Annotated in this window: 22 protein-coding genes; 13 read left to right on the forward strand and 9 right to left on the reverse strand. The window is 60.5% G+C overall.

The genetic code is table 11. The annotated features are described in order from the left end of the window. Positions 1-99: 99 nt before the first annotated feature. From typA to ppa, 3 genes are all read left to right on the forward strand, one after another. Positions 100-1,920 (forward strand): translational GTPase TypA, encoded by a 1,821-nt coding sequence (gene typA, locus ACZ9DP_RS36980; protein ID WP_022717387.1) that lies wholly within the window; start codon positions 100-102, stop codon positions 1,918-1,920. A 199-nt stretch (positions 1,921-2,119) separates the two neighbouring features. Next, a complete protein-coding gene (locus ACZ9DP_RS36985) occupies positions 2,120-2,626 on the forward strand; it encodes a GNAT family N-acetyltransferase (protein ID WP_074069934.1) in 507 nt (168 codons plus the stop codon). A 177-nt stretch (positions 2,627-2,803) separates the two neighbouring features. Continuing rightward, a complete protein-coding gene (ppa, locus tag ACZ9DP_RS36990) occupies positions 2,804-3,337 on the forward strand; it encodes an inorganic diphosphatase (protein ID WP_074069933.1) in 534 nt (177 codons plus the stop codon). A gap of 4 nt (positions 3,338-3,341) precedes the next feature. Here the strand turns inward: ppa and ACZ9DP_RS36995 are convergent, their stop codons facing one another. From ACZ9DP_RS36995 to hemC, 8 genes are all read right to left on the reverse strand, one after another. Further along, complete coding sequence (locus tag ACZ9DP_RS36995; protein WP_074069932.1) at positions 3,342-3,656, reverse strand: DUF167 domain-containing protein; 315 nt, start codon at positions 3,654-3,656, stop codon at positions 3,342-3,344. Then, positions 3,653-3,943 carry a YggT family protein gene (locus ACZ9DP_RS37000; RefSeq protein WP_028739981.1) on the reverse strand — a complete coding sequence of 97 codons (291 nt, stop codon included), beginning with the start codon at positions 3,941-3,943 and terminating at the stop codon, positions 3,653-3,655. The genes ACZ9DP_RS36995 and ACZ9DP_RS37000 overlap by 4 nt, the downstream gene beginning before the upstream one ends. A 189-nt stretch (positions 3,944-4,132) precedes the next feature. After that, complete coding sequence (locus tag ACZ9DP_RS37005) at positions 4,133-4,891, reverse strand: glutamine amidotransferase (protein WP_074069930.1); 759 nt, start codon at positions 4,889-4,891, stop codon at positions 4,133-4,135. Then, positions 4,881-5,366 (reverse strand): tellurite resistance TerB family protein, encoded by a 486-nt coding sequence (locus tag ACZ9DP_RS37010; protein WP_074069929.1) that lies wholly within the window; start codon positions 5,364-5,366, stop codon positions 4,881-4,883. Before ACZ9DP_RS37010 ends, ACZ9DP_RS37005 begins: the two co-directional genes overlap by 11 nt. Before the next feature lie 17 nt (positions 5,367-5,383). Further along, positions 5,384-6,994: a heme biosynthesis protein HemY gene (locus ACZ9DP_RS37015; RefSeq protein ID WP_074069928.1), complete on the reverse strand. Its 1,611-nt coding sequence runs from the start codon at positions 6,992-6,994 to the stop codon at positions 5,384-5,386. 3 nt (positions 6,995-6,997) lie between these two features. Further along, the gene (locus ACZ9DP_RS37020; protein ID WP_476205352.1) at positions 6,998-8,251 is read right to left on the reverse strand and encodes a COG4223 family protein; all 1,254 of its coding nucleotides are present in this window, start codon (positions 8,249-8,251) and stop codon (positions 6,998-7,000) included. 89 nt (positions 8,252-8,340) lie between these two features. Then, complete coding sequence (locus ACZ9DP_RS37025) at positions 8,341-9,045, reverse strand: uroporphyrinogen-III synthase (RefSeq protein WP_476205353.1); 705 nt, start codon at positions 9,043-9,045, stop codon at positions 8,341-8,343. 6 nt (positions 9,046-9,051) lie between these two features. Then, positions 9,052-9,981: a hydroxymethylbilane synthase gene (hemC, locus tag ACZ9DP_RS37030; RefSeq protein WP_194728383.1), complete on the reverse strand. Its 930-nt coding sequence runs from the start codon at positions 9,979-9,981 to the stop codon at positions 9,052-9,054. Between the two features lie 72 nt (positions 9,982-10,053). Between hemC and tsaD the strand changes: the two genes are divergently transcribed. From tsaD to ACZ9DP_RS37055, 5 genes are read left to right on the forward strand one after another with little or no spacing between them, the layout of a single operon-like run. Then, a complete protein-coding gene (gene tsaD, locus ACZ9DP_RS37035; protein WP_476205355.1) occupies positions 10,054-11,151 on the forward strand; it encodes a tRNA (adenosine(37)-N6)-threonylcarbamoyltransferase complex transferase subunit TsaD in 1,098 nt (365 codons plus the stop codon). Next, a complete protein-coding gene (locus tag ACZ9DP_RS37040) occupies positions 11,148-12,131 on the forward strand; it encodes an NAD(P)H-dependent glycerol-3-phosphate dehydrogenase (RefSeq protein ID WP_194728381.1) in 984 nt (327 codons plus the stop codon). Before tsaD ends, ACZ9DP_RS37040 begins: the two co-directional genes overlap by 4 nt. 10 nt (positions 12,132-12,141) lie before the next feature. Then, a complete protein-coding gene (locus ACZ9DP_RS37045) occupies positions 12,142-12,435 on the forward strand; it encodes a YciI-like protein (RefSeq protein WP_074069922.1) in 294 nt (97 codons plus the stop codon). Between the two features lie 3 nt (positions 12,436-12,438). Then, a complete protein-coding gene (locus ACZ9DP_RS37050) occupies positions 12,439-12,870 on the forward strand; it encodes an EVE domain-containing protein (protein ID WP_476205357.1) in 432 nt (143 codons plus the stop codon). 5 nt (positions 12,871-12,875) lie between these two features. Further along, positions 12,876-13,523, forward strand: coding sequence for a class I SAM-dependent methyltransferase (locus ACZ9DP_RS37055; RefSeq protein ID WP_476205358.1), 648 nt, complete (start codon positions 12,876-12,878; stop codon positions 13,521-13,523). Here ACZ9DP_RS37055 and ACZ9DP_RS37060 read toward each other — a convergent pair. Next, a complete protein-coding gene (locus tag ACZ9DP_RS37060; protein ID WP_074069920.1) occupies positions 13,513-13,998 on the reverse strand; it encodes a hypothetical protein in 486 nt (161 codons plus the stop codon). The two genes, ACZ9DP_RS37055 and ACZ9DP_RS37060, sit on opposite strands and share 11 nt — an antisense overlap. A 310-nt stretch (positions 13,999-14,308) precedes the next feature. Between ACZ9DP_RS37060 and sdhC the strand changes: the two genes are divergently transcribed. The 5 genes from sdhC to ACZ9DP_RS37085 are packed head-to-tail and all read left to right on the forward strand — an operon-like array spanning position 14,309 to position 17,978. Further along, positions 14,309-14,704: a succinate dehydrogenase, cytochrome b556 subunit gene (gene sdhC / locus ACZ9DP_RS37065; RefSeq protein ID WP_074069919.1), complete on the forward strand. Its 396-nt coding sequence runs from the start codon at positions 14,309-14,311 to the stop codon at positions 14,702-14,704. Positions 14,705-14,714: 10 nt separating this feature from the next. Beyond that, the gene (gene sdhD, locus ACZ9DP_RS37070; protein ID WP_074069918.1) at positions 14,715-15,095 is read left to right on the forward strand and encodes a succinate dehydrogenase, hydrophobic membrane anchor protein; all 381 of its coding nucleotides are present in this window, start codon (positions 14,715-14,717) and stop codon (positions 15,093-15,095) included. A gap of 7 nt (positions 15,096-15,102) precedes the next feature. Continuing rightward, positions 15,103-16,944 (forward strand): succinate dehydrogenase flavoprotein subunit, encoded by a 1,842-nt coding sequence (gene sdhA / locus ACZ9DP_RS37075; RefSeq protein ID WP_283069831.1) that lies wholly within the window; start codon positions 15,103-15,105, stop codon positions 16,942-16,944. Positions 16,945-16,946: 2 nt separating this feature from the next. Continuing rightward, positions 16,947-17,189: a hypothetical protein gene (locus tag ACZ9DP_RS37080; protein WP_476205540.1), complete on the forward strand. Its 243-nt coding sequence runs from the start codon at positions 16,947-16,949 to the stop codon at positions 17,187-17,189. Between the two features lie 9 nt (positions 17,190-17,198). Beyond that, a complete protein-coding gene (locus ACZ9DP_RS37085; RefSeq protein ID WP_074069915.1) occupies positions 17,199-17,978 on the forward strand; it encodes a succinate dehydrogenase iron-sulfur subunit in 780 nt (259 codons plus the stop codon). Positions 17,979-18,202: the final 224 nt, after the last annotated feature.

The following is an 18,202-nucleotide window of genomic DNA, read 5'->3' on the forward strand; positions in this document are numbered from 1 at the left end:
CCCCCCTTTCGCAAACGCGAAAAACACTGTATGAGCCCGCCAAACGTAATTGGCGCTTTCCCTTGAACGTAGCGCCTCAGCCTCAGAGATTTGAAACATATGGCACTTCGCAACATCGCGATTATCGCTCACGTTGACCATGGCAAAACGACCCTGGTGGACGAGCTCCTGAAACAGTCCGGCTCGTTTCGTGAGAACCAGCGCGTTGCAGAACGCGTGATGGATTCGAACGACCTTGAAAAGGAGCGCGGCATCACCATTCTCGCCAAGGCGACCTCGGTCGAGTGGAAGGGTGTCCGCATCAACATCGTCGACACCCCGGGCCACGCCGATTTCGGCGGCGAAGTTGAGCGCATTCTCTCGATGGTGGACGGCGCGATCGTGCTGGTCGATGCTTCGGAAGGTCCGATGCCGCAGACGAAGTTCGTTGTCGGCAAGGCGCTGAAGGTCGGTCTTCGTCCCATCGTCGCGATCAACAAGATCGACCGTCCGGATGGCCGCCACGAGGAAGTGATCAACGAAGTCTTCGACCTGTTTGCAAACCTCGACGCGACCGACGAACAGCTCGACTTCCCGATCCTTTACGGTTCTGGCCGTGACGGCTGGATGAACGTCAACCCGGAAGGTCCGAAGGATCAGGGCCTCGCACCGCTTCTCGACCTCGTGCTCGAGCATGTTCCGGAGCCGACCGTTCACGAAGGTCCGTTCACGATGATCGGCACGATCCTCGAAGCCAACCCCTTCCTCGGCCGTATCATCACCGGCCGCATCAATTCCGGTTCGATCAAGCCGAACCAGCCGGTCAAGGTTCTGCATGCCGACGGCAAGACGATCGAGACCGGCCGCATCTCCAAGATCCTCGCTTTCCGCGGTATCGAGCGTCAGCCGATCGAAGAGGCGCATGCAGGCGATATCATCGCGATCGCCGGCCTCTCTAAGGGCACGGTTGCCGATACTTTCTGCGATCCGTCGATCACCGAGCCGCTGCAGGCCCAGCCGATCGATCCGCCGACGGTCACCATGTCCTTCATCGTCAACGATAGCCCCTATGCCGGCACAGAAGGCGACAAGGTCACCTCGCGCGTCATCCGTGACCGTCTGTTCAAGGAAGCTGAAGGCAACGTTGCGCTGAAGATCGAAGAATCCTCCGAAAAGGATTCGTTCTTCGTATCCGGCCGCGGCGAATTGCAGCTTGCGGTTCTGATCGAGACAATGCGCCGCGAAGGCTTCGAGCTGGCCGTTTCGCGTCCGCGCGTCGTCATGCACAAGGACGAAGCAACGGGCGAGATGCTCGAGCCGATCGAAGAAGTCGTCATCGACGTCGATGAAGAGCATTCGGGCGTCGTGGTGCAGAAGATGTCGGAGCGCAAGGCCGAAATGGTCGAGCTGCGTCCGTCGGGCGGCAACCGCGTCCGTCTTGTCTTCTTCGCACCGACCCGAGGCCTGATCGGCTACCAGTCAGAACTGCTCACCGATACGCGCGGCACGGCCGTGATGAACCGCCTCTTCCACGACTATCAGCCGTACAAGGGTGAGATCGGCGGCCGCGTCAATGGCGTGTTGCTTGCCAACGACTCCGGCGAAGCTGTGGCCTATGCTCTCTTCAATCTGGAAGACCGCGGTCCGATGATCATCGACGCCGGCGAAAAGGTCTATGCCGGCATGATCATTGGCATTCACAGCAGAGACAACGACCTCGAAGTGAACGTGCTGAAGGGCAAGAAGCTGACGAACATCCGCGCCGCCGGCAAGGACGAAGCCGTCAAGCTCACGCCGCCGATCCGCATGACGCTCGACCGCGCGCTGTCCTGGATCCAGGATGACGAGCTGGTCGAAGTGACGCCGAAGTCGATCCGTCTGCGCAAGATGTATCTCGACCCGAACGAGCGTAAGCGTTTCGAAAAGGCACGCTACGCCTAAACGATTCTAATTGCTGACATTTCAAACCCCGGCCTGGTGCCGGGGTTTTTTATTGTGCGGCGCGCTGATTCCGTCTTGTGACAATCGTTAAAAAAGCGTTAAATTTTGCTCATCGTCCACATGTTAAGTCTGTGGGCAAACGGCCGAAACGCATCATCGCGTATGGTTAATTGCCTGCTGGAAGACCAGAGTAAGCGTTATGAAGACGTTGTCGATCGATGTCCGGCGGGCAGAACCGCATGATGCCCAAGCCATTTCCGAGGTGCATCGCCTCGCCTGGCAACACACTTATGCCGGGATCATTCCGCATCGCGCTCTGACCCAGATGATCGAACGCCGGGGCGAGAACTGGTGGCGCAAGGCGACGCGCGGCCCGGCAACCCTCCTCGTTCTCGATGTTGCCGGCACGGTCGCAGGTTATGCCACACTTGGCCTCAATCGGGCCCGAGCGCTGCCGCAGGAAGGCGAGATCTACGAGCTCTATCTTCGTCCGGAGTACCAGGGCATTGGTCTTGGGCGCATGCTGTTCGGCGAGGCTCGGCGACTCCTGAAATCACTCGGCTGCAAGGGACTGGTGGTCTGGTGCCTGGAGGAAAACGAAAATGCCAGCCAGTTCTATCGTGGCCATGGCGGCGTTGACTTCTGCGAAGGCATGGAAAGCTTCGACCACAGGCAGCTGAAGAAAATCGGCTTCATCTGGAACTGAAAAGCCCAGCCTGCGTCTTTTGAAACAGCGCTGCACCGCTTTGAAGCGCCTGCTGAAAAGGGCGCCCTGCTCCTCGATATTGCAGATGAATCTTGAACATCCCGAACACGCAATGTTGCGTTGCGGGATGAAACGGACTATTTGGCTGCGAACAATTCACCTCGTGGGAGTTTTCGTATGCGCATCGACGCCATTTCCATCGGCAAGAATCCTCCGGAAGATGTCAACGTCATCGTTGAAGTTCCGGTCGGCGGTCACCCCATCAAGTATGAAATGGACAAGGAAGCCGGCACGCTGGTCGTCGACCGCTTCCTCTACACGCCGATGACCTATCCGGGCAACTACGGCTTCGTGCCGCATACGCTTTCGGAAGACGGCGATCCGATCGATGTCCTAATCGCCAGCACGCGTCCGCTGGTTCCGGGCTGCGTCATCAATGTCCGCCCGATCGGTGTTTTGAAGATGGAAGACAATTCGGGCAAGGACGAGAAGATCATCGCCGTCCCGTCGCCGGCGCTTACGCTGCGCTACGAGAAGGTGAGGGACTACACCGACCTTCCTGAGATTACCTTGAAGCAGATCGAACACTTCTTCGAGCACTACAAGGACCTGGAGCCCGGCAAGTGGGTGAAGATTTTCGGCTGGGGCGATTCGAAGGAAGCCGGTCAGCTGATCCTCGAAGCCGTTGAGCGCGCCAAGAAGTCGACGTAAGCCGCTATAGCTTCAGAAGCTTTTCGAGCCTTTCCATCAAGTCCTCCGGACCGCCATCGATCCGGAGGACTTTTTTGCGCGATGTATCGCCTGAGATCAATTGTATCGAGGATTTCGGAATGCCGAGCGCTTTGGACAGAAGCGCAATCAGCGCCTGGTTGGCTTTTCCCTTCTCAGGAATCGCTGCGACACGGATCTTAATGTGGCACTCGCCTTCGGCATCGGCCTCGATGCCATCGATCGCGTCGCGCCCGCCATTCGGGGTCAACCGAACGGCGAGGCGTATATGATTATCGAATATCTTCCAGGCGGAGTTCACGCCACCAGCGGGAAGATGGTGTTCCACATCAGGGAGCGCAGGAAGAAGATAATCAGCAGCAGAATGATCGGCGAAATGTCGATGCCGCCGAGATTCGGCAGCAGCCGGCGAATCGGCCGCAGCAGCGGCTCGGTGACATTATAGAGGAACATGCCGACCGAATTGACGAACTGGTTCGAGGAATTGATGACGTTGAAGGCGTAAAGCCAGGAGAAAATGGCACTCGCAATCAGCACCCAAGTATAAAGATTCAAAGCCAAATCAATGGTTTGAAAGAGGGCAATCATCTTGGTCTCCAGTTCGTTGCTGACAGACATGTATCCATTGGCGGCTAAACGGGCAAGTGCCGCGTGAAAACCCGCGGCGAATCATGCTTGGCGAACCCGCCCGTTCATGCGTCCGGCTTTTTCGCAGCAGATAACGAGCAGCGCAATGGGGAAGCAGCAGCGCTTGGTCTCAAGTGGATTGCTGCGCGCCTATGCAGACAGCGCAGCTATAGAGCCCGGTACGGCCTTTGCCGTCTTGCCTTCAAAGACGATATCGAGAAATTCGGTCAGCCACGCCTTGAGCGGTGCATCGAAGAGCATGCGGCCCTCCAGATGTTCCCGTCCCTGCTGCGCGTTCGGCAGGATGAAGCGGTGGGCGCCGTGGACGACCCAGCGATGCATCATCACGCGGGTGAGCTCTGCGTGGAATTGCAGTGCCCAGGCGTTGCCGTTGTAGCGAAAGGCCTGGTTGGGATAGGTATCGCCTTCCGCAAGCAAATGGGCGCCGTGCGGCAGATCGAAGCCCTCGCGATGGAAATGGTAGACCATCTTCGGCCAGTGCATCAGCAGCCGGCCCTTTTCGGTCGGGCGGAGGGGATACCAGCCGATTTCGGTCGAGCCGTCGGCATTCGACTGCACCTTGCCGCCAAGATGGCGCACCAGCATCTGCGCTCCAAGGCAGATGCCGAGGAACGGGCGGTTTTCCTTGAGTGGAATGTCCAGCCAGTTGATCTCGCTCTTTATGAATTCGTCTGGATCGTTTGCACTCATCGGTCCGCCGAAGACGACCGAACCGGCATGGTTCTCCAGCGTAGTGGGCAGCTTATCGCCCAGAACCGGGCGGCGGATGTCGAGGTTATAGCCCTTGTCGGCCAGGAGCTGGCCGACGCGGCCGGGGCTGGAGCGTTCCTGGTGCAGGATGATCAGTATGGGGCGCTTGTCACGTTTGATGGGACGGTCAATCGGCATCGTCTTGCACCACCACCGTATCGGTCACGCGTGCGGCTGCCTCCTGACGTTTCTGGATGCGCTCGCGGGAGGAAACACCCAAGAGATCGGCGATCCGCCAAATGACGTGGTCCTCCATCTCGCTGCGTTCGCCGTCGGCATAGACGATGTCCCAGAGAATGCCGATGAGTTCCAGACGCTGCTCGGTATCGAGATGGCGTTTCAGGTCGGATGTGAAGCGGTAATAGTCGACGGCACTGCTCTCCGCTTCCTGGCCAGCCGCAATCACTGCCTCCAGCGGCTTTCCGTCAAGGCCGTATTGCTCCTTGAGCAGCTTGCGAAGCCGCTTCTTTTCGCTGTCCTTGATCTTACCATCCGCTTCCATCACTTGCATGCAGAGAGCGGCAACGGCAATGCGGGGATCGTCAGGACTAAAACCCTTCTTGGGGTTGTTTGCAGTGAGATTTTGGAAGAATGCCTGAAAACGTTCGAACATGCGGATTTCATTCCATTTCAGAAAAGGCGGAGTCGTGTCTTGGGTTCCGGTTCCGCCTTCATGTTGCGAACGCCAGGGTCGTCCGGCATTCCATAAAAGGGTTTCGGCTCTGGCTGTGCGGTAACCGGCTCTGGCTGTTTGGAGGCCGTCGCGGGCAAGCCAGGCTTCGGTGCGGCAGCAGGAGCCGGCCGAGCGGCCTCTGCAATCGTCGCGGCGCGCTCCAGTTCAATGATGCGGTGATCGTTGGCCGGGCTTTCTGGCCGTGTCTCGCGAACGGGTGGCAAGGTCTTCAGCGCGGTATCGATCGAGACGGCGGAGCCGTCCTCGATCGGTCCTTCAAGCTGACCGAAGGGCGCCTTCCATTCGAAGGCGTCGAGACGGCCGGTGACGGGTGAGACGGGAAGCCATTTGTCGGAAACGAAGCCGTCGGCCACCCAGGCCGGATCGCGCGGCGCCTTCAGCGCCTGCGCCAGCCAGTGACGTACACGGCCTTGGTCGCCACTCTCGGCTTCCTCGATATCAGCAAGCAGCAGGAAGGCCGCTTCACGCGGCTGCATGCGCGCTGCCGCTTCGGCCTTGGCCCGGGCCTTGGCGAAATCCTGCGCATCGAGAGCCGCCTGTGCGACCACGAGCAGGGATTCGACGTTGTTGGGGCGCAGGGCTTCCAGCCGTTCGGCTCGCTTCAGGCGATCGACGGTGGAATCGCCGCTTCGGGCAAGCACATAGGTGCGGCCGATCTCGGGGTGTGGCCCTGCCTTCCAGGCCTGCTCGAGGATCGAGGCGGCCTTGCGCAGCTTGTCCTCACGAAAAAGCGCCTTGGCGGCAATGATCGCGGCCGGTTCGAAATCGGCAATGAGCTTCAGCGCATGCATCGCGTCGTCGCGCGCACCGGCCGGATCGCCTTCGAGCTTGTCACCGGCGCGAGCCGTCAGCAGAACACCGCGCAAGCGTTCCGCATCCTGCTTTTCGACGACACGCGCGGCCTTCTGTTGCTCAAGAAGCAGGATGGCGTCGTCCCAGCGGCCGGCCTGGCTGCGGTATTCGAGCGTCGCCTGTGCTGCCCAGGGCAGATAGGGCGCGTTGTCGGCTGCCTTTTCGGCATATTGGCGTGCGGCCTCGTTGGCGCCGAGGCGCTTGGCCTCGAGATAGAGCCCGCGAAGACCGAGTTCACGCGTTTCCGGATCGTTGGCCATCGCTTCGAACTTGGCACGGGCTTCGTCATGCCGGCCCTCGATCAAGGCCGCCTGTGCTTCGAGCAGGTTGATCAGCGGCTCCTGATCAGCGCGGATGAGGCCGCGGGACCGGGCTGCCATCTTGCGGGCAAGCAGGGCATTGCCGGCGCCGGCGGCGATAAGGCCGGTCGAGAGGGACTGATAGCCGCGATCACGCTTGCGGGCGCGAAAATAGCGGGTCACGGAATGGGGCGACGTCCAGACCGTGCGGACCAGCCACCAGGCGATCATGACAACAGCAATCAGTGCGATAAGGCCGCTTGCCGCGACGATCAGCTTTGCCTGATAAAGCCGGCCTTCCCACACCAGCGAGAGATCGCCGGGGCGATCGGCAAGCCAGGAGAAGCCGTAGCCGAGAACGACGACGAGGATGACGAAGACGACGAGGCGGATCATCGATCAACCCTCCTTGCCGGCGCCAGAAATGGCCTTGGAGAGCGCACCACCCACCAGTTCCTCGACGCGGATGCGGGCTTCCAATGATTGTTTGAAGGCGGCGGAAGCCTGCTTTGCGTTCGAGGGCAAGCCGTTCCATTCGTTGGCAGCGCCCGGCAGGTCGCCGTTCTTCACCTTGTCTTCCATACGCGCCGCAATGGCCTCGACACTTTCGCCCTCGATGTTGCCGACAGGGCGCACGGTGACGAGCGACTTGGCACTCGCCATCAGCCGGTCCGACCAGCTCTGGTTCGGATCCGCTTGGTTGACGGATTGGATGATGGCGGTCGCGACGTCGGGAACCTGGCGGATCAGTTCGGCGCGCGAGGGCACGCCGGTTTCGGCGAAATTACGGAGGTCGGCGACGGCGGGGTCGTCCGGCGAAACGCCGGCGAAAGTATCGAGCTCGGCCATGAAAGGTCCGCCGCGGTCGATCGCGGCCTTGAGGGCTGCAGCGGCGATCGCCTGCGCAACGGCAACATCCTGGCGTGGTTCGTTGAGCTTCTTCTCTGCTTCCTCCAGCCGCTTTATAATGTCGGCGCCGCTCGACGCCCGCTCTTCGGAGGTTTGAGAGAGAGAGGTGCGCAACTGTTCCAGCTGAGTGGCCAAATCCGCGACCTTTTGGTTCAGCGCCTCGACCTCCGGGGTGTCTACTGGCCCCGTCGCGGCAGGCGTCTTTGCCGCCGTCTCTAGAGCAGCGACACGCTTGTCGAGCGCATCGTCGCTGGTGCTCGGCGCTGCGGCGAGGTTCGCGATCGATTGCTTGAGGCCGTCGATTTCAGCCGAAAGGCTGGCCGTTTCATCCAGCGCGGTCTGAGGTGCGGAAGACGTCGGAAGGTAGCCGGCATATTGGATCACGCCAGCACCCAAAAGGGCAACCAGGCCGCCGAAAATACCGGCGGCGATCAGACCCGACGTCGTTGCGCCGCGTGGCTTTTGCCGGAGCGGCTCGGGGTCCGTTGCCATTTCCGGCTGACGGGGCTCCTCGGAGGTAGCGGCGTGCTCGGCCGTCTCCTCAGCCGATGGTTCTTTTTCCGGATCGACGGATGCCTCTAGGCCGGCTGTCGCATTGTCTGCGTCGGGAGTGCCGGCGTCAGGGGCGTTTTCTTCGGATTTCTTCTCGGTATCGGCTGCTGCCGCAATTTCCTGCGCTTCCAGATCGATCGTGACCGGCTCGTCGGCGTTTTTTGAATGACGTGGCGGATTTCCCGATACCATGCGTACCTCATTTTCCTGCATTGCAACGAAACTAGTCAGTGATGCCAGTTATGGAAAGAGGTTAGATCAAATTTGGGCGCGTAAGGCCTTCAAAGAAGCGACAGAAGGCTTCCCTCATCCGGCAATGCTGCGATGCGAAGATTTCTGCCGAGTGAAGCCGGGACTGCCGCGGCAACGGATGTGCTGAGGCAAAGGATGAGGGCCTGATTGAGCCAGGCGGGTTCCGATTGGACCTCGGCGAGACGGAAAAAACGCTCTGCGGTCTGGCGGGAATAAAGGAGTATGGCCTCCGGCGGCGGGGTCAATGCTTCTCGCAGGGCCACCGGATCAGGTTCTGCCGGATGCATCCGATAACACTCGACGACATCGACCTTCAGTCCCAGCGCGTGCGCGGTGCGCTCGAACGTCTTGGCGCGCGGCGAACCGGCGAGATAGGTGACAGATTCCCGCGTCTGCTCCGCGATCAACTCCGCCAGTCGCGCGCCATCGCCCGCCGAGGCTAAGACCGAAGCAAATCCCACCGCCTTGGCTTCGTTTGCGCTCGCTTCGCCAACAGCGAATACCGGCCGGCGGCGATAAGGCTTGACGTCTGTTCCTGACGACGAGAGCGCACGGACAGCTTCCGCGCTTGTGATGGCGATAGGACCGTGGGTCCTTGCCAGCGCATCCATAGCGGTCTTGCAATCATGCAGGGGCTGCGAAAGCGGCAGCAATACGGGCTCATGCCCCTTGTCGCGCAACCTTTTGGCGGTTCGCTCCCCCGAACGCCGCGGCCGGGTGACGAGCACACGCATCGCGCGTCAGCTCCAGTCGTCGAAGAAGCTGCTGCCAGCACGGGCGCGGATGTCTTGTCCGGCGCGCGTGCCGAGCGCTGCGGCATCGCGCCGATTGCCATCGATGGTGACCGAGTGCTGGTTGCGACCATCCGGCGTGATGATCAGGCCAAAGAACTTGATCCGATCGCCTTCGCAAATCGCATATCCGCCGATCGGCGTGCGGCAGGAGCCGTCGAGCGCCGCAAGGAAAGCGCGCTCACACGAGACGGCGTCGTGGGTCGCCGGGTCGTTGATGGCGGCCAGCAGATCATCGGTGCGCTGATCGCCAATACGGCTTTCGATGCAGATCGCGCCTTGCGCGGGAGCCGGAGGGAAGGTGTCGGGATCGAGGATGTCGGTAATCACGTCGACCTTGCCAAGACGCTTCAGGCCTGCGAGCGCCAACAGCGTCGCGTCGACCTGGCCTTCATCCAGCTTGCGCAGGCGGGTTTCCACAGCGCCCCGGAAGGTTATCACTTTGATATCCGGCCGCATGCGGCGGATCAGAGCCTGTCGGCGCAGCGATGCCGACCCGACCGTTGCGCCATGCGGCAGCTCGATCAGTTTTGGCGCCGTGCGGCCGATTACCGCATCGCGGATGTCTTCGCGCGGCAGATAGGCCGAGAGATGAAGCCCTTCCGGCAACACCGTCGGCATGTCCTTTGCGGAATGGACGGCCAAATCGAGGTCGCCGCTTGCAAGCTTTTCTTCCAGTTCCTGGGTGAAAAGACCCTTGCCGCCGATCTCGGCAAGCGCACGGTCGGTAATGCGGTCACCTTTCGTGGTCAGCACAACGATCTCGAACATTTCCTCCGGCATTCCGTGCGCCGCCATCAGCCGATCGCGCGCTTCGTGAGCCTGAGCAAGGGCCAGCGGGCTGCCCCGCGTTCCGATCCGGAAAGGTTTTGTTTGCATCCGCTTCGATCCGTTGTTACCGGAAGTTCTCGTAACCGGGTTTGGTACCCATCGCAATCAACGACAGGCTTCATGGCTCCCTTTCTACGCATCCTCGGCATCGAAACAAGCTGCGACGAGACCGCCGCGGCTGTGGTCGAGCGCGATGCGCACGGGCGTTCGAATGTGCTTTCCGACGTCGTCTTGAGCCAATTGGACGAGCATAGCGCCTATGGCGGCGTGGTGCCAGAGATAGCCGCGCGTGCCCATGTCGAGGCACTCGATACGCTGATTAACGAGGCGTTGCAGCGCGCCGATGTGTCGCTCTGCGAAGTCGATGCGATCGCTGTGACCTCCGGACCTGGATTGATCGGCGGGCTGCTCGTCGGACTGATGACCGGCAAGGCGATCGCCAAGGCCGCCGGCAAGCCGCTTTATGCCGTGAACCATCTCGAGGGCCATGCGCTGACGGCGCGGCTGACGGACGGGCTTTCCTTTCCCTATCTGATGCTGCTTGTGTCGGGTGGTCATACGCAGCTCATCCTCGTGCGCGGCATTGGCCAATACGAACGCTGGGGAACGACGATCGACGATGCGCTGGGCGAGGCGTTCGACAAAACGGCGAAGCTGCTCGGGCTGCCTTATCCCGGCGGACCCCAGGTGGAGGAGGCAGCGAAGACGGGTAACCCGGACCGCTTCGATTTCCCGCGGCCGCTCGTCGGTGAAACGCGGCTCGATTTTTCCTTTTCGGGCTTGAAGACGGCGGTCCGGCAGACCGCGACGGATATCGCGCCGCTGACGGAGCAGGATGTCGCCGATGTCTGCGCTTCATTTCAGAGGGCGATTTCGAGGACTCTGAAGGATCGCATCGGCCGTGGATTACAGCGGTTCAGGGCGGAGTTTGCGCATCTGGACGAGCAGCCGGCCCTGGTGGTCGCGGGCGGCGTCGCCGCCAACCTCGAAGTGCGCGCTACGCTAAAGGCGCTCTGTGATAAATACGCCTTCCGCTTCATCGCGCCGCCGCTGAGATTGTGCACCGACAATGCGGTGATGATTGCCTGGGCCGGGCTCGAGCGCATGGCGACGGGTGTTGCGCCGGATGATCTCGATGTGCAGCCGCGCTCGCGCTGGCCGTTGGATTCGAATGCGCAAGCGCTGATCAGCTACGGAAAGCGGGGAGCAAAGGCATGAGCGAACGGATTGCCGTCGTTGGCGCAGGCGCTTTCGGAACGGCGCTTGCCGCAGTCATTGCGCTCACCGGCCGCAGCCAGGTCGCTCTCGTCGGCCGCGACCCTGCGCTGATGGCCGACCTGAAAGCCGAACGGCTGCATGATGCGGTTCTTCCCGGCATTGAGCTGCCGGAAGCACTGGAATTCTCGGCAGAACCCGATTCGATCGACGATGCCGATATCGTGCTTTTCGCCATGCCGTCGCAGGCGCAGGCGGATGCGGCCCGGCAGTATGGCCCTTATCTCGCCAAGGACGCGATCGTCGTAACCTGTGCCAAGGGCATCGAGCGGGCGACCGGCAACTTGTTGACAGACATGCTGGAGCGCGAATTGCCGCAGCATCGCGTCGCGGTGCTTTCGGGGCCGGGTTTTGCATCCGACATCGCCAAAGGACTGCCGACCGCTATGGTAATTGCGGCATCGGACGTGGCCGTTGCCGAGCGGCTGGCGCAGGCGATTTCGGGCAGGACGTTCCGGCTCTATCCGTCGTCCGACCGTATCGGTGTGCAGCTTGGTGGTGCGCTGAAGAATGTATTGGCGATCGCCTGTGGTATCGTCGAAGGCTGCGGCATCGGCGATTCTGCGCGCGCGGCGCTGATCGCGCGCGGGCTGGCGGAAATGTCGCGCCTCGTCGTTGCCAAGGGCGGGCAGGCGGATACGGTGCGCGGGCTTTCCGGGCTGGGCGATCTTGTCCTGACGGCAACGAGCCATCAGTCGCGCAACCTGCGCTTCGGCATTGCGCTTGGCCGCGGCGAAAAGGCCGATCCTTTGCAAGGCGAATTGGTGGAAGGTGCCTTTGCCGCGGCCGTCGCCTCGCGGCTGGCGGAAGAGCTCGGCATCGCGATGCCGATCACCGACGCCGTCTCGGCGATCATCGAAGGTAAACTCAGCATCCCCGAGGCCATCGAACAATTGATGACACGTCCGATCACGACCGAATAAGGAGACTGACATGCTATTTGCCCTTCTCTGCAAGGACAAGCCGGGGCACCTCAACACACGCATGGAAACACGCGCGGCGCATTTGGAATATCTGAACAAGCTGAATGCCGAAGGCACGCTCAGCATGGCCGGACCGTTCCTCGACGGTGAAGGCAAGCCCTGCGGCAGCTTGGTCATGGTAAAGGCCGATACGGCGGAAGCCGCCAAGGCACTAGCCGATGCCGATCCCTATGCGAAGGCTGGTCTTTTCGAGAGTGTCGAGATCAAGTCCTTCAACTGGGTCTTCAACAATCCGGAGGCATAAGGGATGGCCCATTGGCTCTATAAATCCGAACCTTCCTCCTGGTCTTGGGAGCAGCAGAAGGCCGCAGGCGAGAAAGGTACGGAGTGGACGGGCGTTCGCAATTATCTCGCCCGCAATAACATGCGCGCCATGCAGATCGGCGAAAGAGGCTTCTTCTACCACTCGAATGACGGCCTGGAGATCGTCGGCATCGTCGAGGTCTGCGCATTGTCGCATCCGGATTCGACGGCGAAGGGCGACGATCGCTGGGATTGCGTCGATATCCGCGCCGTGCGCGATTTGCCCAAGCCCGTGACGCTGAAAGATGTCAAGGCGAATGAGAAACTTTCGAAGATGGCGCTGGTGACCTCGATGCGCCTTTCGGTCCAGCCGGTGACAGATGACGAGTGGCTCGAAGTCTGCCGCATGGGCGGCCTCGACAATCCGCCACGCTGACCGCATTGAAGACCGACCCGGAAATCTTCATCCGCGCCAATACGAAACTGATCACGCCGCCGCATGTGCCGGAGATCCGGTTGCATCTGGCGAACGAAGCTCATGAGCTTTGGCTTAAGACGGAGGAGGAACTGGCGGAGATCGGCCTGCCGCCGCCGTTCTGGGCCTTTGCCTGGGCGGGTGGCCAGGGACTTGCGCGTTATATTCTCGATCATCCGGAAACGGTGCGAACTAAGCGCGTTTTCGATTTCGCAACAGGTTCGGGGATCGTCGCGATCGCGGCGAAGATGGCGGGTGCGGTGGCGGTAAAGGCGGCGGATATCGATCCATGGGCTGAAACGGCCGTGCGGCTCAATGCTGATGCCAATGGGATCTCGGTTGATTTTAGCGGCGCCGATTTCGTCGGCAAGCCTGTCCATGCCGATATCGTCCTGGCGGGCGACGTGTTCTATGACCGCGTCTTTGCGGACGCCCTCGTTCCGTGGTTCGACCGGCTGGCCAGCGAAGGCAAGGAGGTTCTGGTCGGCGATCCGGGACGGGCCTATTTGCCAAAGGAGCGGCTGGAGTTTTGCGCCATCTACGAAGTGCCGGTAACGCGGGCGCTCGAAGATAGCGAGAACAAGAAGACGACGGTCTGGCGGTTCAGGGCCTGATGACGCAGACGCTGGCCTCGTAGCTGCAAGGATCGGCCTGCACGGCAACGTCGATCACTTTGGGCCCGGGTGCGAGCGACTCGGCCTGCGGCGCAGCGTAAAGTGCATAGCCGTCCGCACCGAAATAGGTGCCGCCTTCCGTTTCGTAAGCATAGGAGCCGGCGTAAGTGCCATTGTAATCATAGCGCAGTCGCTGTGGCGATCTGGCGATAGCGCTGCGGATGCGGTAGCCGTGCGATGACGGCGAGAAATGCTTGAGGCGAACATAACGGTTATGGCCGTGGCCATGGTGGCGATGATGGCGATGATGGCGATGATGACCGCCGAACCAGGGTTTGGCGCTGTTTGCCCACTTGGCGTTGTTTGCCCAATGGGTCACGCCACGATGATGCCCAGCACGCTCGCCCGCCGTGGCAGGAAGCGCAATCAGGGCACACAACACCAGCGCAAAGACTTTCGACAGACGCTGGAACATCAGACGCAACCTCCGGAAATCCGATCGTTAACAAATCGTTAACCCCAGCTTGCGTCAAAACTACCTATGTGTCCACTTGAGCGATGAAAAATCAGCATAAAATTTGATTCGAAAGGGCCAGTTTCGATTTCCGGCAACTTCCCGGTAACGCGAATCGATTAAATTAAAAACAGACAGCAATTGTGCTTGTCGTCGGGGGCTTCGGTGATTAAACGTCGCCGTTGATGCAATGCACACAGACAAATTTGTCATTCCTGTGGTTGCCTCGAAATGCTCCGAAATCTGGAGCGCAAGACGCCGCGAGGTTCTGATGGCGAATGTGACAAATAACCGGCCTCTGTCGCCGCATTTGCAAATTTATAAACTCATTCCGACCATGGTCATGTCGATCGTCCATCGTATCACAGGGGCTGCTCTTTATTTCGGCACGCTGCTGATCGCCTGGTGGCTGATCGCGGCTGCGACCGGTCAGGCTTATTACGACTGGGTAAATTGGGTGCTCGGCAGCATCATCGGCAAGGCCGTCCTGCTTGGTTACACCTGGGCACTGCTTCACCACATGCTCGGCGGCCTGCGCCACCTGCTGTGGGATCTCGGCCATGGTTTCGAGAAGGAATTCTCCACCAAGCTCGCCATCGCCAACATCATCGGATCGCTCTGTCTTACCGTGCTGGTCTGGGTGATCGGCTTTATCATTCGCTTCTGAGGTCGCTCATATGGATATGCGTACCCCTCTGGGTAGAGTTCGCGGCCTTGGCTCGGCCAAGGAAGGCACTGAACACTTCTGGCGTCAGCGCCTGACGGCTGTCGCCAACCTCCCGCTCATCGTCTTCTTCGTCATCTTCATGATCGTTTATGCCGGCGCGCCTTATGTCGATGTCGTGCATGCGCTGTCGAACCCCTTCGTGGCAGTCATCATGGGACTGATGGTGATTTCAGGCATCATTCACATGCGTCTTGGCATGCAGGCCATCATCGAGGACTACGTGCACAGCGAAATCGGCAAGCTCGTATTGCTGATGCTGAACACGTTTTTCGCGATCGCGGTCGCAGGGCTCTGTCTCTTTGCCATTCTGAAAATTGCTTTCGTAGGATAACCGTATCATGGCACCGACTTCACCTGCTCAGAATGGGAAAGCCTACAAATATGTCGATCACTCCTATGACGTGATCGTTGTCGGCGCCGGCGGCGCCGGTCTTCGCGCAACGCTTGGCATGGCAGAACAGGGTTTCCGTACGGCCTGCATCACCAAAGTATTCCCGACCCGCTCGCACACGGTCGCGGCCCAGGGCGGCATCGCCGCCTCGCTGCAGAACATGACGCCGGACAGCTGGCAATGGCATCTCTACGACACGGTCAAGGGGTCTGACTGGCTCGGCGACGTCGATGCCATGCAGTATCTCGCCATGGAAGCGCCGAAGGCGGTCTATGAGCTCGAGCACTACGGCGTGCCCTTCTCGCGTAATGAGGAAGGCAAGATCTATCAGCGCCCATTCGGCGGCCATATGCAGAACTACGGCGAAGGCCCGCCGGTGCAGCGCACCTGCGCGGTTGCCGACCGCACCGGCCACGCCATCCTGCACACGCTTTACGGCCAGTCGCTGCGCTACAACGCCGAGTTCTTCGTCGAATATTTCGCGCTCGACCTCATCATGTCGGAAGACGGCAGCCGTTGTACCGGCGTTGTTGCCTGGTGCCTCGATGACGGCTCGATCCATCGCTTCGCGGCGAAAATGGTGGTGCTGGCGACCGGCGGCTACGGCCGTGCCTATTTCTCCGCGACCTCCGCCCATACCTGCACCGGCGACGGCGGCGGCATGGTGGCGCGCGCGGGGCTTCCGCTGCAGGACATGGAGTTTGTGCAGTTCCATCCCACCGGGATCTACGGCTCCGGCTGTCTGATTACCGAAGGCGCGCGCGGGGAGGGCGGCTATCTCGTCAATTCCGAGGGTGAGCGCTTCATGGAACGCTACGCGCCCTCGGCCAAGGATCTTGCCTCGCGCGACGTGGTTTCGCGCTGCATGACGTTGGAAATCCGCGAAGGCCGCGGCGTCGGCAGGAACAAGGATCATATCTTCCTCCATCTAGACCATCTCGACCCGGCTGTTTTGCATGAACGCCTGCCGGGCATTTCCGAGAGCGCGAAGATTTTTGCCGGCGTCGATGTGACGCGCGAGCCGATCCCGGTTCTACCGACCGTCCATTACAACATGGGCGGCATTCCGACGAACTATTGGGGTGAGGTGCTCAACGCCGATAGCGCCAATCCGGAACGCGTGATCCCCGGGTTGATGGCCGTCGGCGAAGCGGGCTGTGCTTCGGTGCATGGCGCGAACCGCCTCGGCTCGAACTCACTGATCGACCTCGTCGTTTTCGGCCGTGCTGCGGCAATCCGTGCCAGCGAGGTCATTGACCGCGCTGCGCCGACCCCGCATCTGAACATAGCTGCCTGTGACAAGATCATGGATCGCTTCGATGATCTTCGCCACGCCAGTGGCGCAACGCCGACGGCGCATCTGCGCGAGAAGATGCAGCGCGCCATGCAGGAAGACGCCGCCGTGTTCCGCACCCAGGAGTCGCTGGAATCCGGCTGCAGGCGCATTTCCGCGATCTGGCAGGAAATGTCGGACATCAAGGTCACCGACCGTTCGATGATCTGGAATTCCGATCTCGTTGAGACGCTCGAGCTGCAAAACCTGATGGCGAATGCGATCACAACGATCTACGGCGCTGAGGCGCGCAAGGAAAGCCGTGGTTCGCATGCCCGCGAAGATTACACCGAAGGCGCATACGCCGGCCGCGACGACGTCAACTGGCGCAAGCACACGCTGGCCTGGGTCAGCAATGCCGGCGAGGTCAAGCTCGACTACCGTCCGGTTCACACCGAGCTCATCTCTGAAGGCATCGATCCCAACAAGATCGCGCCGAAGGCTCGTGTGTATTGACGATGGGAAAGTACCTCGGATTAGCTTCGTTCATTGCCGCGGTGCGGGCCGTCTCGCCCGTCATGGCGGCGGAGCGCTACAAATTGCGTGCTCCCGGCGGCTTGGCTGCCGCGGTCAGCAACGAGGTCGGTGTGTGGAAGACAGCGAATGCCGCGCAGGGTGCTCGCTCGTCGCTCGCAGCCGGCAACGCTGCTTTCGGTGGTTGTAGGGGTTACGTGAAAACGGAACTCCTGTCGGCAAACTAGGATTTTATCATGGTTGAACTCGCTCTCCCCAAGAACTCTCAGATGCGCGAAGGCAAGGTCTGGCCGAAGCCGGCGGGTGCGAAGAACACCCGTGAATTTCGCGTCTACCGCTGGAGCCCGGATGACGACCAGAACCCGTCGATCGACACCTTCTATATCGATGTCGACGACTGTGGCCCGATGGTTCTCGACGGCCTGCTCTACATCAAGAACAAGATCGATCCGACGTTGACGCTGCGCCGTTCCTGTCGCGAAGGCATCTGCGGTTCCTGCGCGATGAATATCGACGGCACGAACACGCTTGCCTGCACCAAGGGCATGGATGACATCAAGGGCACGGTTAAAATCTATCCACTGCCGCATTTGCCGGTGGTGAAGGATCTCGTTCCGGACCTGACGAATTTCTATGCGCAGCACCGCTCGATCGAACCCTGGCTGAAGACCGTATCTCCAGCACCTGCCAAGGAATGGAAGCAGAGCCACGAGGATCGCCAGAAGCTCGACGGCCTCTACGAGTGCATTCTCTGCGCCTGCTGCTCGACCTCCTGTCCGAGCTACTGGTGGAACGGCGACCGCTATCTCGGTCCGGCCGTCCTGCTGCAGGCCTATCGCTGGCTGATCGACTCCAGAGACGAGGCGACCGGCGAGCGTCTTGACGACCTCGAAGATCCTTTCCGGCTTTACCGCTGCCACACGATCATGAACTGCGCGCAGACCTGCCCTAAGGGTCTCAATCCGGCAAAGGCCATTGCCGAGATCAAGAAGATGATGGTTGAGCGCCGGGTCTGATAGCCGATGCTCGCCAAATGCCCGGCGCTGACAGAGGCTGCGCCGGGTTCTTGCGAATTTTTGCTGGGATCGGTCTGAATCCGGCGAAGGATTGTGCAGATCATCACCTTGCTGACAAATTCTATCTGCAGGAAGTTCTCCGACAGGCAAGTTGAATTGCTCCATTTCTGGCATAAGCATTGTCGCGAGCAATTTATGGCTGTGCCGACTTGATTAACCAAAGT

The organism is Rhizobium sp. USDA 4016 (assembly GCF_056279705.1).

What these genes read in the sequence shown, in the direction of transcription:
- typA (WP_022717387.1), top strand. Translation starts at nt 100, where the DNA reads ATGGCACTTCGCAACATCGCGATTATCGCTCACGTTGACCATGGCAAA.
- ACZ9DP_RS36985 (WP_074069934.1), top strand. Translation starts at nt 2,120, where the DNA reads ATGAAGACGTTGTCGATCGATGTCCGGCGGGCAGAACCGCATGATGCC.
- ppa (WP_074069933.1), top strand. Translation starts at nt 2,804, where the DNA reads ATGCGCATCGACGCCATTTCCATCGGCAAGAATCCTCCGGAAGATGTC.
- ACZ9DP_RS37000 (WP_028739981.1), bottom strand. Translation starts at nt 3,943, where the DNA reads ATGATTGCCCTCTTTCAAACCATTGATTTGGCTTTGAATCTTTATACT.
- ACZ9DP_RS37005 (WP_074069930.1), bottom strand. Translation starts at nt 4,891, where the DNA reads ATGCCGATTGACCGTCCCATCAAACGTGACAAGCGCCCCATACTGATC.
- ACZ9DP_RS37010 (WP_074069929.1), bottom strand. Translation starts at nt 5,366, where the DNA reads ATGTTCGAACGTTTTCAGGCATTCTTCCAAAATCTCACTGCAAACAAC.
- ACZ9DP_RS37015 (WP_074069928.1), bottom strand. Translation starts at nt 6,994, where the DNA reads ATGATCCGCCTCGTCGTCTTCGTCATCCTCGTCGTCGTTCTCGGCTAC.
- ACZ9DP_RS37020 (WP_476205352.1), bottom strand. Translation starts at nt 8,251, where the DNA reads ATGGTATCGGGAAATCCGCCACGTCATTCAAAAAACGCCGACGAGCCG.
- ACZ9DP_RS37025 (WP_476205353.1), bottom strand. Translation starts at nt 9,045, where the DNA reads ATGCGTGTGCTCGTCACCCGGCCGCGGCGTTCGGGGGAGCGAACCGCC.
- hemC (WP_194728383.1), bottom strand. Translation starts at nt 9,981, where the DNA reads ATGCAAACAAAACCTTTCCGGATCGGAACGCGGGGCAGCCCGCTGGCC.
- tsaD (WP_476205355.1), top strand. Translation starts at nt 10,054, where the DNA reads ATGGCTCCCTTTCTACGCATCCTCGGCATCGAAACAAGCTGCGACGAG.
- ACZ9DP_RS37040 (WP_194728381.1), top strand. Translation starts at nt 11,148, where the DNA reads ATGAGCGAACGGATTGCCGTCGTTGGCGCAGGCGCTTTCGGAACGGCG.
- ACZ9DP_RS37045 (WP_074069922.1), top strand. Translation starts at nt 12,142, where the DNA reads ATGCTATTTGCCCTTCTCTGCAAGGACAAGCCGGGGCACCTCAACACA.
- ACZ9DP_RS37050 (WP_476205357.1), top strand. Translation starts at nt 12,439, where the DNA reads ATGGCCCATTGGCTCTATAAATCCGAACCTTCCTCCTGGTCTTGGGAG.
- ACZ9DP_RS37060 (WP_074069920.1), bottom strand. Translation starts at nt 13,998, where the DNA reads ATGTTCCAGCGTCTGTCGAAAGTCTTTGCGCTGGTGTTGTGTGCCCTG.
- sdhC (WP_074069919.1), top strand. Translation starts at nt 14,309, where the DNA reads ATGGCGAATGTGACAAATAACCGGCCTCTGTCGCCGCATTTGCAAATT.
- sdhD (WP_074069918.1), top strand. Translation starts at nt 14,715, where the DNA reads ATGGATATGCGTACCCCTCTGGGTAGAGTTCGCGGCCTTGGCTCGGCC.
- sdhA (WP_283069831.1), top strand. Translation starts at nt 15,103, where the DNA reads ATGGCACCGACTTCACCTGCTCAGAATGGGAAAGCCTACAAATATGTC.
- ACZ9DP_RS37080 (WP_476205540.1), top strand. Translation starts at nt 16,947, where the DNA reads ATGGGAAAGTACCTCGGATTAGCTTCGTTCATTGCCGCGGTGCGGGCC.
- ACZ9DP_RS37085 (WP_074069915.1), top strand. Translation starts at nt 17,199, where the DNA reads ATGGTTGAACTCGCTCTCCCCAAGAACTCTCAGATGCGCGAAGGCAAG.